This is a genomic window from Blautia liquoris, assembly GCF_015159595.1.
GTDB lineage: Bacteria > Bacillota > Clostridia > Lachnospirales > Lachnospiraceae > Novisyntrophococcus > Novisyntrophococcus liquoris.
This window is the reverse complement of sequence record NZ_CP063304.1, coordinates 1298279-1315088: the sequence shown is the minus strand read 5'-3', so window position 1 is coordinate 1315088 and position 16810 is coordinate 1298279. Positions and strand designations below refer to the sequence as shown.

At 42.3% G+C, this 16810-nt stretch carries 18 protein-coding genes; 2 read left to right on the top strand and 16 right to left on the bottom strand.

Annotated features, from left to right (window positions below; genetic code table 11):
- Positions 1-15: 15 nt before the first annotated feature.
- From cooS to INP51_RS05930, 4 genes are all read right to left on the bottom strand, one after another.
- On the bottom strand, positions 16-1908 hold the full coding sequence (cooS, locus tag INP51_RS05945; protein WP_193736805.1) for an anaerobic carbon-monoxide dehydrogenase catalytic subunit: 1893 nt from the start codon (positions 1906-1908) through the stop codon (positions 16-18).
- 108 nt (positions 1909-2016) lie between these two features.
- Entirely contained in the window at positions 2017-2928 is a 912-nt protein-coding gene (locus INP51_RS05940) for a methylenetetrahydrofolate reductase (protein ID WP_193736804.1), read from the bottom strand.
- 72 nt (positions 2929-3000) lie between these two features.
- Positions 3001-3186, bottom strand: coding sequence for a CooT family nickel-binding protein (locus INP51_RS05935; RefSeq protein WP_193736803.1), 186 nt, complete (start codon positions 3184-3186; stop codon positions 3001-3003).
- A 16-nt stretch (positions 3187-3202) separates the two neighbouring features.
- The gene (locus tag INP51_RS05930) at positions 3203-3475 is read right to left on the bottom strand and encodes a cobalt transporter (protein WP_193736802.1); all 273 of its coding nucleotides are present in this window, start codon (positions 3473-3475) and stop codon (positions 3203-3205) included.
- A 558-nt stretch (positions 3476-4033) separates the two neighbouring features.
- Here INP51_RS05930 and INP51_RS05925 point away from each other — a divergent pair.
- A complete protein-coding gene (locus INP51_RS05925) occupies positions 4034-4873 on the top strand; it encodes an aldo/keto reductase (RefSeq protein WP_230406888.1) in 840 nt (279 codons plus the stop codon).
- Positions 4874-4948: 75 nt separating this feature from the next.
- On the opposite strand, the gene INP51_RS05920 is transcribed toward INP51_RS05925, so the two are convergent.
- The 4 genes from INP51_RS05920 to INP51_RS05905 are packed head-to-tail and all read right to left on the bottom strand — an operon-like array spanning position 4949 to position 9326.
- Positions 4949-5962 (bottom strand): NAD(P)H-dependent glycerol-3-phosphate dehydrogenase, encoded by a 1014-nt coding sequence (locus INP51_RS05920; protein ID WP_193736801.1) that lies wholly within the window; start codon positions 5960-5962, stop codon positions 4949-4951.
- A gap of 17 nt (positions 5963-5979) precedes the next feature.
- Positions 5980-6657: a glycerol-3-phosphate 1-O-acyltransferase PlsY gene (gene plsY, locus INP51_RS05915; protein ID WP_193736800.1), complete on the bottom strand. Its 678-nt coding sequence runs from the start codon at positions 6655-6657 to the stop codon at positions 5980-5982.
- Position 6658: 1 nt separating this feature from the next.
- Positions 6659-7981 (bottom strand): ribosome biogenesis GTPase Der, encoded by a 1323-nt coding sequence (gene der, locus INP51_RS05910; protein ID WP_193736799.1) that lies wholly within the window; start codon positions 7979-7981, stop codon positions 6659-6661.
- A complete protein-coding gene (locus INP51_RS05905) occupies positions 7935-9326 on the bottom strand; it encodes a DUF512 domain-containing protein (RefSeq protein WP_193736798.1) in 1392 nt (463 codons plus the stop codon). Before INP51_RS05905 ends, der begins: the two co-directional genes overlap by 47 nt.
- A gap of 577 nt (positions 9327-9903) precedes the next feature.
- Between INP51_RS05905 and INP51_RS05900 the strand changes: the two genes are divergently transcribed.
- The gene (locus tag INP51_RS05900; protein ID WP_193736797.1) at positions 9904-11070 is read left to right on the top strand and encodes a ribose-phosphate pyrophosphokinase; all 1167 of its coding nucleotides are present in this window, start codon (positions 9904-9906) and stop codon (positions 11068-11070) included.
- Between the two features lie 77 nt (positions 11071-11147).
- Here INP51_RS05900 and pgeF read toward each other — a convergent pair whose 3' ends face one another.
- The 8 genes from pgeF to rimM form a co-directional block, all read right to left on the bottom strand.
- A complete protein-coding gene (gene pgeF / locus INP51_RS05895) occupies positions 11148-12041 on the bottom strand; it encodes a peptidoglycan editing factor PgeF (protein WP_331463516.1) in 894 nt (297 codons plus the stop codon).
- Positions 12019-12384 carry a YraN family protein gene (locus tag INP51_RS05890; protein WP_230406887.1) on the bottom strand — a complete coding sequence of 122 codons (366 nt, stop codon included), beginning with the start codon at positions 12382-12384 and terminating at the stop codon, positions 12019-12021. The genes pgeF and INP51_RS05890 overlap by 23 nt, the downstream gene beginning before the upstream one ends.
- 14 nt (positions 12385-12398) lie before the next feature.
- The gene (locus INP51_RS05885; RefSeq protein ID WP_193736795.1) at positions 12399-13157 is read right to left on the bottom strand and encodes a ribonuclease HII; all 759 of its coding nucleotides are present in this window, start codon (positions 13155-13157) and stop codon (positions 12399-12401) included.
- Positions 13158-13168: 11 nt separating this feature from the next.
- On the bottom strand, positions 13169-14008 hold the full coding sequence (ylqF, locus tag INP51_RS05880; RefSeq protein ID WP_193736794.1) for a ribosome biogenesis GTPase YlqF: 840 nt from the start codon (positions 14006-14008) through the stop codon (positions 13169-13171).
- Positions 14009-14087: 79 nt separating this feature from the next.
- A complete protein-coding gene (gene lepB / locus INP51_RS05875; protein ID WP_193736793.1) occupies positions 14088-14660 on the bottom strand; it encodes a signal peptidase I in 573 nt (190 codons plus the stop codon).
- Positions 14661-14720: 60 nt separating this feature from the next.
- The gene (gene rplS / locus INP51_RS05870) at positions 14721-15068 is read right to left on the bottom strand and encodes a 50S ribosomal protein L19 (RefSeq protein ID WP_193736792.1); all 348 of its coding nucleotides are present in this window, start codon (positions 15066-15068) and stop codon (positions 14721-14723) included.
- 122 nt (positions 15069-15190) lie between these two features.
- The gene (gene trmD, locus INP51_RS05865) at positions 15191-16288 is read right to left on the bottom strand and encodes a tRNA (guanosine(37)-N1)-methyltransferase TrmD (RefSeq protein ID WP_193736791.1); all 1098 of its coding nucleotides are present in this window, start codon (positions 16286-16288) and stop codon (positions 15191-15193) included.
- Positions 16285-16797, bottom strand: a complete 513-nt coding sequence (gene rimM / locus INP51_RS05860) for a ribosome maturation factor RimM (RefSeq protein WP_193736790.1) — start codon at positions 16795-16797, stop codon at positions 16285-16287. Before rimM ends, trmD begins: the two co-directional genes overlap by 4 nt.
- Positions 16798-16810: the final 13 nt, after the last annotated feature.

The following is a 16810-nucleotide window of genomic DNA, read 5'->3' as shown; positions in this document are numbered from 1 at the left end:
CTTTCGTGAACTTCGTCAGATGCCAAGAGCATTCCTTTTTTCTTCAATACGTTCAATCATCTTGTCACCCAATTTGTCTATATCTTTTTCCACTGTAAATGATGCTTCCACCCAGTCTTTCGTTCCGCCAGTCAAAAGATCTACTACCTCATCCGACCCACTGACACAGGGGTCAATTCCAAGGAAAGTGTCTATTCCGGTTCCTACTACATAGTTTCCGATAGAGACCGCTTTTTCGGACATCCATTCTGGTGCACAGCCGACAACAGGAAGCTGTGAAATATTAAGACCTGAATCTTTAGCCAGTGACGATGCAAGAATCACCATACGACTGATGTCCACACAGGAACCCATATGCAGTACCGGGGGGATATCTGCAAGTTCACAGACCCTTTTAAGTCCGGCACCGCAGAGATCTTTAGCTCTTTTATCCATCAGTCCGACTTTTGCAGCCGCCTGAGCAGAACAACCAGATGAAATAATAATTATATCGTTTGCAATCAGCTTTTTCATCAGTTCGACATGTGCATAATCCGGGCGTATTTTTGGATTATTACATCCAACCATAGCCACTGCACCGCGAATCACACCGGATGTGATACATTCAATCAACGGTTTGGTTGTTCCCATCTCGTCTACCTGTGTGTTGGCTACGCCGTCAAGTACTTTGACGATTGCCTCGGTTGAATATCCCACGGTAGCTTTCTGTTTCAGTTTAGGGATATGAACAAGTTCTGGTTTTCGATTCTCAAAATTATCAATGGCCATCTTGATGATCTCTTTTGCATTTTCAGCCGCTGTTTTCGCATCAAAACGGATGAAATCTGAATCCGGCATCTGTGCAACTGGTGAGGTTGTCACAAACTTCGTATGGAAGCATTTACTCAATGGCCCCAGTGCCGGGAATATACACTGAACATCCACAACGATCGCCTCACAGGCACCTGTCAGTACGATATTTTCCTGCTGAAGGAAATTGCCTGCCATCGGCACTCCCCGCCGCATCGCCACTTCATTGGAGGTACAACATATCCCAGAAACAGTGATCCCTTTTGCTCCCTTTTCTTTTGCATAAGCAATCATTTTGGGATCATCCGCATATTCACAGATCATCTCAGAAAGTGAGGGATCGTGACCGTGTACTACGATGTTGACATTTTCCTCTGACATAACACCTAAGTTTGCCTCTGTATCTATTGGCTTTGGTGTTCCGAACATGACATCCGAGAATTCGGTTCCCATCATAGAACCGCCCCATCCATCGGCAAGTCCACTTCGAATCGACTGCTTAATAAGAGGCGCCGGTTTCGAAGAGCAGCCCATATGGGTCATATGTAAGGATCTGGAAACCTCACGATCAATTGCGTGTGGTGCAAGTTCATTCTTCTCCCAAAGTTCCTGTGTATGTTTTGGAGCTCTTTTTAAAAATCTCTGGGTACCAAAAGGTTTCCCATACTCGGTAAGCGCTGTATACGCAACATCGTGAGCCACATCATAGATATCTCTGCCCTCGGTGTCAATTTCCCACTCTTTTGCAATCCGAAGCAGTTTCTCCGGATCCTTAACTTTGTAGTTTCCATCCTCTGCCGTCTGATACAGTGTGTTGCAGATTTCACGTCCATGATCAGAATGTGTTGCCGATCCGGCTGCCGTAAACCTCAGAAAATTTCTTGCCACGATTCCGTGCACATCACACCCGCAGACGCCTCTGGGCGATTTTTTTGTAACACGACACGGCCCCATTGTACAGATTTTGCAGCAGACACCTGTCTCGCCAAACTTACAGTGCGGTGTCTGATTTTTAACTCGAAACTGCCATGCATCTGCACCAACTTTTGCACCTGTCTCCAGCAGGCGATCGGTTGCAGCCTCAAGTTCTTCAACTGTCGTCATTTTGAATTCACTCATATGATACTCCTTAATTTCCGCCATTATTAAGAAAGCTTAGTATGTTTTTCTCAGCCTTCACATCCATTTATTGTCAAATCTTTACCAGAATAAACATAATCTGTTACTTTAATTTACCAATGTGCGAATCCCCGCACGGTTCAAAATTTCAGTACTGTTCTTCCATGTGTTCATTGCATACAGATGGATTCCATCGACACCGATCGCCATATATTCATGAAGCTGGTTTACAGTGTAATTAATTCCTTCTTCCCGAAAGGCCTCTTTTACTTCCGGAAGTGGATTTCCATCTGGATCTTTATCAAACCAGTGATGTGAGATGATCTCCGCAAGTTTTCTCGGTATTGCTGATCCGTTGCGGGATAGACACATATTGATAACAGAATCTTTATTCACTACAGGCATCACACCTACATCGACCGGAAGTGTAATTCCCGCCTTTCGAATCGTATCAAACCAGTACTTAAATTGTTCCATATCATAAGTGAGCTGTGTCATGATATAGTCAGCTCCTTCATCTTGTTTCTGTTTTAAATGTGCAATATCGGCCTCAAGTGTTCCGCATGTGATATGTCCTTCCGGAGATCCCGATACCGCAATCTCGAATTGATCGCCAAATTCTTTTCTCACATATGCGAGTAAATCTGTCGCATATGCAAAATCTCCATTCGTTCCCGTCCATCCATAAGGGAGATCCCCTCGAAGAGCCAGCATATGATTAATACCATTGTCCAGATAATTCTGGAGCTGCTCTTTCACACCTTCTTTTGTGTTTCCCACACATGTAAAGTGAGTGACAGGAATTGTATCATTATCAGCCTCTTTAATTTTCTTACAGACTTCCAGGTTTCTTCCCACATTGCTTCCACCTGCCCCATAGGTACACGAAATATAGTCAGGTTTGAATTCATAGAGGTGTTCCAGGGTCTTGCCAAGCTTAACCATGGCCTCATCTGTCTTCGGCGGAAATACTTCAAAAGAGAACATCGTCCTCTTCTTCATAATATCCGTAAGCTTCATAGTTACTTTACCTCCGCTTCCATTTATTGATAGTTACTATGTAAAACTTATTATCATAAGTATTTACCTGTTTTAATCGCATTGCAGTTTTACAATACTGTTTGCCAAGTCGACCATGAGAATCTTTCCCTGAAGTCTCATCTCGTCACCCAGAATATCCCTAATTCGCACAAAATCTCCATCGACATCGATTCTGGACACGTTTTTACAGATTGCTGTTGTATCATCATTATCCTTATATACTGTAGCAAGGCACATACTATACAGACCTCCTTTATCTTTTCACCAGTGTCAGTGCAAGGCTCAGTCGTTTATTTCCTTCATTGAAATTCTCTACCGCCTCTGAAATCTTCTTAGCAGCATCACCCATTCCCTGCTCTTTCAGCTGATGAGCCATCTCTTCAAGTTCCTCGGCATGATGCTCATTATGTGAAAGCATAAACTGAAGCAAAGCAATGTTCTCCTCTTTTTTTGTACGAGATGGGTGTTCCTTGTCTTGTCCTCCGTGAGCAATCGGATTCCCATTCTCATCATTTAATATATGCATAAAAGGCTCCCTTTCTATCTCCAGGCTGCCGCCCGGCAGAATTTTTCAAGTTATATTGTTAATATTATAACCCTTCCATTGCGTGAAATCAATAGGGGATCGAAAAGTATCCGTGACTTTTCATGTTCTTTTCAGGGTACAATGTTAAATTTTATACAATGTATCCAATATAATTATTTGTCTATTTTTTAACATGTACTATTTTTGTACACTATTCATATGTTCGTTTAGCACCGACCGGAGCGGAGCGAAGATACGTGAGCACAAAGTGCGAAGTAATCCGTGTATCATAGGGGGTCAAATTACTTTTGACTCCAACATCATGTTATTGCCAGAGACAAAGGATTATGTGTTTCATGTTTGCATGTAAAAGCATACCTTTAAGATCTCCAAACAGGATATCTTCATATACTACAAGCTCTTAACAATTATGTATTACTTTTTTAACAAATTATTTCATTGTTTGTTTACATTTCTGTGTTAGGATATAAAAATATGGAGTAATCTGCATGTATTATACCATATTAAAAAGCAGAAAACATTCAGGAGGTGTATACGATGTCATCGGAAGCATCAGACTTTATATTAAATGATAATCATACCATGCCGAAAACTGGTCTTGGGGTCTACAAAATTCAAAAGGATGACGATGCGATGCGGGCGGTTACTGCTGCTGTAGAGGCAGGTTACCGTTTAATTGACACGGCCTCAGTATATAAGAATGAAGAAATCATAGGCAGGGCAATTAATAACTGCGGTCTGCCCAGGCAAGATTTATTTATAACATCAAAGGTTTGGAATACGGCCCAGAGGATGGGCGATATAGAAGGTGCTTTTCGTCGCTCACTTGACAGGATGAAAATCAACTATTTCGATCTCTATATGATTCACTGGCCGGTTCCCGGCTGTTATACTGAAACCTGGAAAGCACTTGAGAAACTTCGGCAGTCCGGTGACATAAAATCCATCGGTGTCAGTAACTTTGGAATCCATCATCTCGAACATCTGTTCGAAAGCACAGGGGTTATACCCGCTGTCAATCAGATTGAATATCATCCTCTCTGGAGCAGAAAAGAATTAGTAAAATACTGTCAAAGCAGGGGAATTGTGGTCCAGGCATACGCCCCACTGGCAAGAGGTGCCTATTCAGACAACAAGCTTCTAAAACAGATTGGTGCTAAATACAACAAAAGCGCTGTTCAGGTAGGCTTGCATTGGCTGATTCAACAAGACATTGGCATTTTGCCAAAATCAGTTCACGAAGATCGTATCCGAGATAATATTGATATTTATGATTTTGAACTGACAGAAAGTGAGATGACAGCCATAGATGCACTGGATGAACATCTGAGAACCGCCAGCATTCCAAGTGATATGATCGGAACGGATGTAGAATAAAAGACTCCCCCATAAGCAGCATCTACCTCACTGCCAGTGGGGGAATTTTATCATTCATAGGATCTAAGGAAATGATTATTTCTCCCAGAGATCGGCTTCAATTTCCATTTTTTTATCCCGCAGCATCAGATCATTCACTGCCTCTGCTGCAGGTTTATTGTTGAAGAGTACTTCATTTACTGCCAATGTAATTGGCATATCGATCTTATACTTCTCGGATAATTCAAGTCCCGCCTTTGCGGAGTAAACTCCCTCGACAATCATTGAGACTTCATCCATTGCCTGTTTCATCGTTCTTCCCTGACCAATCAGATAACCAGCTTTTCTGTTTCGGCTATGTCTGCTGGAACATGTGACTACAAGATCACCAATACCAGACAATCCAAATAGTGTCTCGCTTCTGGCACCCATCGCTTCTGCAAGTCTTGAAATCTCGGCAATTCCTCTGGTTATCAGTGCTGCTTTTGTGTTATCACCATATCCGAGACCATCGGCAATTCCAGCTGCTAAAGCGATGACATTCTTAAGCGCCGCTCCAATCTCAATCCCCAGCACATCCGGGCTGGTATAGACACGAAAGACAGGGCTCATGAACAGTTCCTGAATGTATTCAGCTACTTCTTCTTTCTTTGCACCTGCGACAATTGTGGTCGGAATTCCTTTTCCCACTTCTTCCGCGTGACTTGGTCCGGAAAGTACCGTCACCACTGCCTGAGGTATCTCCTCTTCAATAATATCACTCAGCGTCTTCAATGAATGTTCTTCGATCCCCTTGGCCACGTTTACAATCAACTGACCTTTCTTTACATAAGGCTTCATTGAATGTGCCGTTGATCGAATATACGGAGAAGCCACCGCAGTTACCAGGAGATCCTGCCCGCTGCAGGCAGCTTCCAGATCGCTTGTGAGTATCATATCTTGTGGAAGAATCACTCCGGGAAGTTTTTTCTTGTTTTCATGATCTCTGTCAAGGGCTTCCACCTCATCCTTCATGACAGACCAGATCATCACATCATGGCCATTATTATGCAGAAGCCACGCAAGAGCGGTTCCCCAGCTTCCTGCCCCTAAAACACTAATTTTTGCCATTCTTTCACCCTGCTTTCTCAGGAATCTGACTCTTCTATATTAGAGTCATCACCCGTCTTTTCTTTTTTTAGATATGTTTTATTCTCTGTGCCATTATGAAGCTTTACGATATTTTTCCTGTGCTGCCAGAAAGCCAATAGTGCCAGTAAAATCACCAACACATAAGTTTCCATTATGTACTGGCGTGGAATCATAAGAGTTCCCGTCTGTCCCATGATGACTACCAGTATAATAAAGAATACATATACCAGAAGTGATCCCAGCGAAACATAATGTGTGATAAAAAAGGTACCGAAAAATACTACGATTTCTATAAGAGTAATTCTCCAGTCAAAAGAAATTATCATACCGGCAGTAGCAGCAATTCCCTTACCTCCTTTAAACTTCAGGTAAAAAGGAAAATTGTGTCCGAGTATCGTTCCTGCTGACGCATACAAGCCCAGTAGCCGAATCATATCAGGATAGGTTCTTCCATAGATCAGACGAACAATCCATACTGCAAGCATACATTTTAGGCAGTCCCCTACTAAAGTGATAATACCAGCTCTTTTGCCCAGCGTGCGAAGAGCGTTCGTTGTACCTGCATTGCCACTCCCATGTTGTCTTATATCAATACCATGCATCTTTCCATAATAATAAGAAGTCTGAAATAAACCACAGCAATATCCTATGATTAAGCAAATAATTCGTTCCATCTTATTTTTCCTTCCGTTCCCTGATAATAAATCGTAAAGCCGTGCCCTTGAATCCGAAAGCATCTCTGATACGATTCTCCAGATATCTGGTATAAGAAAAATGCATCAGTTCTTTATCATTTACAAAGATAACAAATGTCGGCGGCTTTACCGAAACCTGCGTCATATAATATAATTTCAGACGTCTTCCACGGTCCGAAGGCGGCTGCTGCAGCGCCACTGCTTCAGTCATAATCTCATTCAAGACACCAGTCTGCACCCTCATAGTCTGGTTTTCAAGTACCATATCAATAATATCAAAGAGTTTTGCCAGTCTTTGCCCTGTCTTTGCCGAAATAAATAAGATCTCCGCATAAGGAATAAAAGAGAGAATTTGTCTCACCTTATTGGTATATTCGGAAACTGTCTTATTATTTTTCTCCACATCGTCCCATTTATTCACTGCGACAATGATTCCCTTTCCCCGGTCATGTGCGATTCCAACAATTTTGGCATCCTGTTCCGATACCCCTTCCTTTGCATCTATAACGAGAACTGCGATATCCGCACGTTCTACTGCCGATACTGTTCGGATGATGCTATATCGTTCCAGTTCTTCCTTTACCTTGTTTTTTCTTCGTAGACCTGCTGTATCAATGAAGTTGTAATCATTGCCATTGTGTCTGATTACTGTATCAATTGCATCCCTCGTTGTTCCGGCTATGTCAGATACAATCACACGATTCTCCCCGAGAAGTTTATTGATAATGGAAGACTTCCCCACATTAGGCTTTCCAATAATGGCAATGCCGGGAATTTCGTCCTCTTCTTCCCCCAAAGCAGTATCATTAAAATGTTTCACTACCTCATCCAGCATATCACCCAGACCCAGTTTTGATGCAGCTGATACCGGTATGGGATCACCAATGCCCAGATTATAGAATTCATAAGTGTCCATCAGAAACTTATCAAAATTATCCACCTTATTTACAACCAGAAGAACTGGCTTGCCGCTGCGCCGAAGCATATCACATACTTTAGCGTCCGCATCCAAAAGACCCTGTCTGACATCGGTAAGAAAGATTATGACATCAGCAGTATCAATGGCAATCTGGGCCTGCTCGCGCATACTCTTTAATATCATATCACTGCTGTCCGGTTCAATTCCTCCCGTATCAATCAATGTAAAATTATAATCCAGCCAACTGACGTCTGCATAGATCCGGTCACGCGTCACCCCCGGAGTGTCTTTGACAATGGAAATCTTCTCACCCGCCAGGGCATTAAAAAGCGTGGATTTACCTACATTTGGCCGACCCACTATCGCTACAATCGGTTTGCTCATACATTATTCTCCTTCTATGTGTTATGACCGCATCTTTATCAGCAACGGCTCTCACAAAATCCTTACCTGGTTCGTCTACCACGAGAATCGGCACGCCAAGAGCTTCTTCCAGCTCCTCAACAGTCATATCATCGAGGAAAACATTTTCTCCCTGTCTCAGCATATTGCAGGGAATTAAAAGCTTTTCACCCAAACTTTGACCCTTTAGCTGATTTTTAATATCTTGCCCTGTAAGCAGTCCCGACACTGTAATACTCTCCCCAAAAAAAATATTGGCCACAGAAAAAACCTTCACATGGATACCGGGATATATTTTTCTGATGTTCTCCGTGTATTCTTTGATAAATGGCGCCGCCAAAGCTCCTGTGGCGATAGAAATGTCTCTGGTTCTTGCATCAGCGACCCTTTGACTCATTTCCTCCTCGATCTCTGTCTCTAAAAGGCGAAGCATACCAACTCCATTCTCATACTGCAGATATCCATCATAGGTCTCCTCACTGGGTAGTTCCCTCCCGGCCAGAATATACCATTCATCCGAGGCATACACGAAATGGATTCCATATTTGGGATATAGTTTCTCCTGCCATTTATGGATTGTATTTAAAACTTGCTCTGCATCATCCCTTGTAAATGCTTCCAGAGGATAAAGACCATCTCTGTAACGAGTGAGTCCTACCGGAACTACAGATATGCTCCGAAGATGAGGCAGGAAACCACTTAAGTCTTGAATACTCTTCTCAAGTTCCTCCTTGTCATTAACACCTTTGCAAAGCACAATCTGTCCATTCATCTCAATCCCGGCATCATAAAGTCTTTTGACTTTCATGAAGATGTCCCCGGCGAATCGGTTGTGAAGCATCTTGCACCTGAGGATCGGATTTGTCGTGTGAAATGATATGTTAATTGGTGCGAGATGATACTGAATAATTCTGTCTATATCGTGATCACTCATATTTGTCAAAGTGACATAATTCCCCTGTAAAAATGACAATCTGGAATCATCATCTTTAAAGTACAATGTGTCTCGCATTCCACGAGGCATCTGATCAATAAAGCAAAACATACATTGATTGCTGCAGGACCGGTAGCTATCCATCAGACCATTCTCAAACGTAATCCCCAGATCTTCATCATGTTCTTTGTCAATCTCAAGAACCCATTCTTCACCGTCTGCTTTTTTGATGCCCAATTCAATATAATCATCATCCATAAGATAATGATAATCAAAGACATCCTCAATGATTTTTCCATTGATTGAAAGCACTTCATCCCCGCAGTCGAGTCCCATTTCCTCGGCGATACTGCCGGGTTCGATACTCTTTATAATATGTCCTTTATTCTTCATTTTTATAATTCTTAGCAACCTGCCTTCTACTTATCTCATGTTTGTTCGGGTTCCAAGGTTATTGCTTTTCATGCAAGCATGAAAAGCATAACCTAGTGTCCTCACGCACCTTATATGATACCACGGATTGCTGCGCACTTCGTGCTCCCGCAATCCTGCAAACATTCGAATTCCACCCTATCGGGCTACATTCTCATGTTTGTTCGGGTTCCAAGGTTATTGCTTTTCATGCAAGCATGAAAAGCATAACCTAATGTCCTCACGCACCTTATATGATACCACGGATTGCTGCGCACTTCGTGCTCCCGCAATCCTGCAAACATTCGAATTCCACCCTATCGGGCTACATTCTCATGTTTGTTCGGGTTCCAAGGTTATTGCTTTTCATGCAAGCATGAAAAGCATAACCTTTTAACCCTAGTATCATACCAATTTTAGGCTCAAAAAGCAAGTGTGCTGTTTTGCAAATTCAGTTTCACCTTGACGAAAGGTGTAATTTAGTGATATAAATTTATAGGAATGGTTATTCGTATGAATCAAAATCGTTCACAAAAGATTCGCATTATTGGAGGATGCTATGGCAAACTTAGTCCCACTGGAGAACTCGATTCCTGTCGCCCCGCTGAAGCTGGCGGCTTTAAAAGGTTGTGAAGAGATGGCCCGAACCATTGATCAATACCTTGTACAATTTCGTAAGGACCTTGTCCTTCACCATAACGACCGCAGAAATCTATCCGGCTATTTCGAAGATTCCTTCCTAATAGGCTGTGACTGCCCTCGTTTTGGAACAGGTGAGGCAAAGGGAAAACTGACGGAGTCTGTGCGTGGTGTGGATTTATTCCTTTTAGTTGATGTCTGCAACTGGAGTATCACTTATCAGGCTTTCGGACATACCAATCATATGTCGCCCGATGATCATTTTCAGGATCTGAAGAGAATCATCGCAGCAGCAAATGGAAAGGCGCATCGAATCAACGTAATTATGCCTTTTATGTATGAAAGCAGACAGCACAAACGCACCAGTCGTGAATCGCTGGACTGTGCATTGGCACTTCGGGAACTGACCGGCATGGGAGTAAAAAATATTATCACATTTGACGCACATGATCCGCGTGTTATGAATTCAATTCCACTGTCGGGATTCGATAACTTCATGCCAACATATCAGTTTTTAAAGGCGCTGATCAAATCTGTGCCGGATCTGCATCTGGACAACGATCATCTAATGGTCATCAGCCCTGACGAGGGAGCTATGCCAAGAGCCGTATACTTTGCAAACATACTTGGTGTTGACATGGGTATGTTCTATAAACGCAGAGATTACTCTACCGTTGTAAATGGTAAGAATCCGATTGTAGCCCATGAGTTTCTCGGAGATTCCGTAAAAGGAAAAGATGTAATCATCATTGATGATATGATATCCTCAGGAGAAAGTATGCTTGATGTAGCCAGGCAAGTCAAAGACAGAGGTGCTGCACGTGTATTTGTTTGTACCACTTTTGGACTTTTTACAGATGGGTTGGAAAAGTTTGACGATTTCTATGCAAAGGGTTATTTCGAAAAAATCATCACAACAGATCTGACTTACCGCTCACCGAATCTGCTCGGCCGTCCCTGGTACGAACCGGCTTCGATGGGAAAATACATCGCCAGTATCATCGACATATTAAACCACGATGTCTCGGTAGAAAAAGTTCGCGACACCACAACTAAGATCACAAATTTGCTGAATAAGTGCAAATAGGAACTGAGTTCCCAAACAAAAGTAAGAAAGATTGCAAGGCTTGAAACAGTCATGCAATCTTCTTTACTTTTATCTTTTCAATTTTTTATCATCAAAAATGCTCCCAAATTTCCTCTTTTTCCCTGTGAGGCCCTGTGTGAAAACAAGAATTTTGAGTTGCAGCAGGTACATAGATTTGATGTCTGTATGTGATGCTCCCCTACTCCCGCTTCAAGCAGAATCTGACGGTTTGCCTCCCATAAATTCAGCTGATACTTTCCATTATTTTTCTTGTAGTATAATTTTTCATATAAAGACACATCAAAGGCAGTCGAAAATTCATTAATAACATCCTCACTGACTTCGTAACAGTCCTGACAGATGGAAGGGCCGATGGCCGTCACAAGATCTTGCGGGTCCGTTCCAAAGGCCTCACCCATGGCTTCCACTGTCACCTTCCCCATCTTATGTACGGTTCCTCTCCATCCGGAATGTGACAGGCCAATCGCCTTATGCACCGGATCCACAAAGTAAAGAGGAACACAGTCCGCATAAAATGTTGCCAGAGTTACACCTGGTTCATCTGTAATCAAACCATCAATATCATGAAATCCCCTAGGTCTTGTCACCCCATTGCCGCAATCGTCTCGAGTCACTCGTCTGATGTTCGTCGTATGAGTCTGATCTGAAGTCACAATGCTATCAACTGCTATACCAATGGCATCCGACAGTCTTTGAAAGTTTTCTCTGACATTCTTTTCATCATCTCCTCTGGTAAAACCAAGGTTCATAGATGAGAAGATACCGCTGCTCACCCCTCCAAGGCGAGTGGAGAAAGCATGTGTAACAAAATCCACATTTGACAGAGTCGAGAATTCAAGCCATGTTACACCATTTTTCCGCATCACTTCCATTTTAGGTTCCTTTTCATCTTTCCAGTTAATTATCATCTTTTTTGCCTCATATCTTTCAGTCCAGATTTTTACCGTCATATCCGAAAGCATTTGCATGGTGAATGATTTTCTCTTGTGCCATGGATATAACATCAAATCGGCAAGGGATATCATCCCATATTCGATTCTTCAAGCGGTAATAATCTGCTGTTTTGATGATTCTTTTCCGTTTCTTATAGTCAACTGCCTCCTCCGGGATGATAGCACTTGTATTCTCACGATATTTTACTTCTATAAATACAATCGTTTCCTGCTGCCTTGCAATGATATCAATCTCGCCAAAACGACTGTAAAAGTTTCGGTTCAGAATTTCATATCCCTTCCCTCTCAGATAATTGCAGGCTCGCTCCTCCTGTGCTCTACCTTTTTGTGTATTATTCACGCAAGCCGCCTCCATCAGCAGAAATGTTTAATAAAAGATCTTCTGTGGATCGGACTGGGCCCGAATTTTTTCAGTGCCTCAATATGCTCTGCCGATCCGTAGCCTTTATTCGATGCCAGGTGATACCCCGGTATAATCTTGTCATATTCAACCATGAGTCTGTCTCTAGTCACTTTTGCCACAATGCTTGCCGCCGCAATGGAAACACTCCTGCAGTCCCCTTTGATCAGAGGAACTTGCTGTATTAACACATCTGGAATCGTTACAGCATCGTTGAGCAGTACCTGTGGCTGCGGTTTTAGTTTGCTGACTGCTTCTTTCATCGCTTCGTATGTCGCCTGAAGGATATTAATCTCATCAATTCGGGCAGGACTTCGATATCCAATTCCAACAGCCACTGCTTCCTTCATGATAACATCATACAATTCTTCTCTTCTGGAAGCTGATAACTGTTTGGAATCATTTAGGTACAAGATCTGACAGTCTTTCGGAAGAATAACGGCTCCGGCAACTACCGGTCCCGCAAGCGGTCCTCTTCCTACCTCATCAATGCCACAGACATATCCCAGATGTTCATACTTACGCTCATAGATCTCTAGTTTTTTTATTCGTTCCCGCTCAGTTCTCAATTCATTCTGCTTTTTAATCGCTTTTTTTATCAGATTTTGCACACCCACACGAGCATCATCTTTATATGTATGGCAGAGATCATCCATACGGGACTCCTCTGTCAGATCAAATTCCAGACTGATTTCGGCAATTGTCTTCTTCATTTGTCTCCTCCTCATGGTTCTTCCAGGGTAAGCCTTCCCAGATTTCCATTTCTGAAGTCATCAAGAACAATATCCGCTGCCTTTACATAATCAAGCTCCTCACCCTTTTTCAGGCACTGGCGCACACGGGCGATTTGGCTTAACATATCCACCCATTTTTTTGATTCCTCGATCCCATAACGTTTTTTCAGGTTACCAGGATATTCAGATTGAAAGAACATGAGTACTTCAAGTGCTAGTTCCTCTGTATTTAAAATATCATCTTTTATAGATCCAATCATAGCAAGATGCAGTCCCACCTTCTGATCCTCGAACTTTGGCCATAAAATGCCCGGTGTGTCCAGAAGTTCCAAAGACCTATTCAGGCGTATCCACTGTTTACCTTTTGTAACGCCGGGTTTATTGCCGGTCTTTGTGGCTGCTTTTCCTGCATAGGAATTAATAAATGTAGACTTACCGACATTTGGAATTCCAACTACCATCGCCCTTACAGGACGATTTTTGATTCCCCTTCGTTTATCCCGTTCAATCTTCGCCTTGCATGATTCTTGAATTGCTCCCTGAATTAATTTCAGACCGGCACCGCTTTTTGAATTTACCTTCACTACAGTAAATCCTTCTTCTTCAAAATATTTCTGCCACTTAACGGTTTTGCTTTCATCCGCCAAATCCACTTTGTTGAGTAAAATTATTCTCGCTTTATTTCTCGCAAGATCATTTATTTCCGGATTGCGTGAAGCGTAAGGCACTCTTGCATCCACCAGTTCTATCACCAAATCGATTAATTTTATATCTTCCATCATCTGACGTTTCGCTTTCGTCATATGTCCCGGATACCATTGATAATTCATCTATATTCCTCCTGATCTATTCGATTGTCAAAAACCCATCCCGGTTCTCAACATTCGGGGTGGGCTTTTGACAATCGAATCAATTTTTTAAGATACCGATTCGGTTCTTCGGGGAAATAACAAACCAGAGTCTTCCTATGATGTTCTTCTTCTTTATATTTCCCACATCAGTATATCGACTGTCTTCACTGTTGTTTCTGTTGTCTCCCAGCACAAAATATTCTCCACTTTTAAGCTTGACAGAGCTCTCCGCCATGCCTGGATTTTTTATCTTTGGATATTCTCTGGCCTCTTTATATCGTTTGCCGTCAACAAGTATCTTTCCGTTTTTAATTTGTACCGTCTCACCTGGTAATCCGATAATTCTCTTGATATGAAGGCTCGATTTATCGTTCCTTGATGTACGGTGTACGATGACGTCACCACGTTTTGGGGAGGACAATTTGTAAACCGCTGAATTTATCAAAACACGATCCCCTGCTTTCAATGTCGGCTCCATGGAACCTTCCTGTACAACAACACTTTTACCAAAAAAGTAAGACACTCCGGCTGCCAGCACGATAACCAGAACAATCTCCACAATCCATATAAAAATAGTCTTATATTTAGTTTTCGCGAAATAGTCTTTCACATAGCCTGGACTGAATCTCATACACTAATCCTCATTCGAAAACAGGGACCATATACCAATGTATAAGTCCCTGTGATCTAATTATTTTACAAGCTCTTTTACCTTAGCAGCTTTACCGATACGGCCTCTCAAGTAGTTCAGTTTTGCACGTCTTACTTTACCATGTCTTACAACTTCTACCTTCTCTACATTAGGAGAATGTAAGGGCCAAGTCTTTTCGACACCAATTCCACTGGATTTCTTGCGAACCGTGAATGTTGCTCTGTTTCCGCCACCTTGTTTCTTCATAACAACGCCTTCAAATATCTGGATTCTCTCACGATTACCCTCTTTGATTCTGCCGTGTACTCTTACTGTATCACCGACACCAAATTCCGGCACTTCTTTTTTCAGCTGCTCAGCTTCGATCTGCTTAATAATATCGTTCATGCTAACTCTCCTTATCATATCTTTGGATGTTCTTATCACCGATCAGCGTGACAGCGGACCATCTTGTACAATCAACAACGAACATTATACTATAAGTATTTGGTAAATGCAAGAACTTTGTCTTATTCGAGTATTTTTCTGATTTTCAGTACTGTCTCTTTGCAATGATTTTCTATCGAAAAAAGAGGATAAATTCTTTTCATAAGAAAGCCCCTTCTTTCAAGTAGTCTTTGAAGCTTGTCTGTTCTTTTTGCCTGGTCAGTCCCGACATCATGAATCGAGGTTTCAGGGACAAAAAGAAAACAGGGGGTATCTTTCCCATATAGATTTGTGAATGCCTCCGGAATACCCGCATCATCTTCATACTCTTTACCCGCTAAAAGCACAACCAAATCATGAGAGTCAAAATAGTACTTCTGCTTTCTCAGTTTCTTCCTGTTGAAATTGAGGACTTGACCATATCTGGACAATGTCTGGCATAGTCTGTCAGCCATTTCCTGAATCATCTCGTTTCCATAACATGCACAATGAACCTGTAGACTTTGCTGCAAAAGATCGGGGCGCCTCTCTTTCGTCCTTTCAATTGATCGTTCATATCTCCACTGTTCAATTCTGTTATGATCTCCTGACAGAAGAATTGCAGGTACCTCTTTTTCATGCCAGACTTCAGGTCTGGTGTAGTGCGGATACTCTAGAAGGTTATCCTGGAGAGACTCAAATTGGGCAGATTCCTCATTAGACAACACTCCCGGAACAAATCTGGAAACTGCATCGATAAGAACCATAGCACCAAGTTCTCCGCCAGTCAGCACATAATCGCCAATTGAAACATAATCCGTCACACTCTCATCCAACACACGCTCATCAATTCCCTCATAATGTCCGCAGATCATAACCAGATCTTTCTCCAGTGCCAATTCTTCCACCATTGTCTGATTTAACACTTTGGCCTGGGGCGTCAGATAGATTGTCCTTGGTTTCCGTCCAATCTTATCCTTAACAGCTGAATAGGCACGATAAACAGGCTCTGCCTCTATCACCATTCCCGCACCTCCTCCATAGGGATAATCGTCAACTCTCATATGCTTATTTGTTGAATAATCTCTGATGTTCCATGTCTCCAGCGAGATACAGCCATTTTTAAGCGCACGTCCTAATATACTCGTATGTGCTGCCTGTTCTATCATTTCCGGAAATAGAGTCAGAACATGATAATTCATGTGAGTCCCTCCATCAGACGGACCACCATCTTGTTGTGAGCTACATCCACATCTAAAATACAGTCATGGATGGCCGGAATCAGCACTTCCTGGTTCTCTTCGCTGTTTACTCTTACTATATATACATCATTGGCACCTGTCTGCATTACGTCCTTTAAGATGCCAAATAATTTCCCATCGTCTGTAAATACCCGAGTCCCGATCAGATCTCCGATATAATATTCATCTTGTCCCAGCGGGACGGCCTCCTCCCGTAAAACGTAAAGCTCACCGCCCTTATATTTTTCAACGTCATTTAAGGTATCAATTCCCTGGAACTTCAGTATGACAAACTGTTTAAAAAACTTTACACCATTGATTTTAAGCGGCAATTTCTCCCCGTCATTAAGAAGGAATACTTCTTTAAGGCTTTTAAAACGCCCCTTGTCATCAGTTGTCGGAAATACTTTTGCCTCACCCTTTACCCCGTGTGTAGAGGTGATAATCCCGACTCTTAAAAAATCTTCCATTTATTTTATTTAC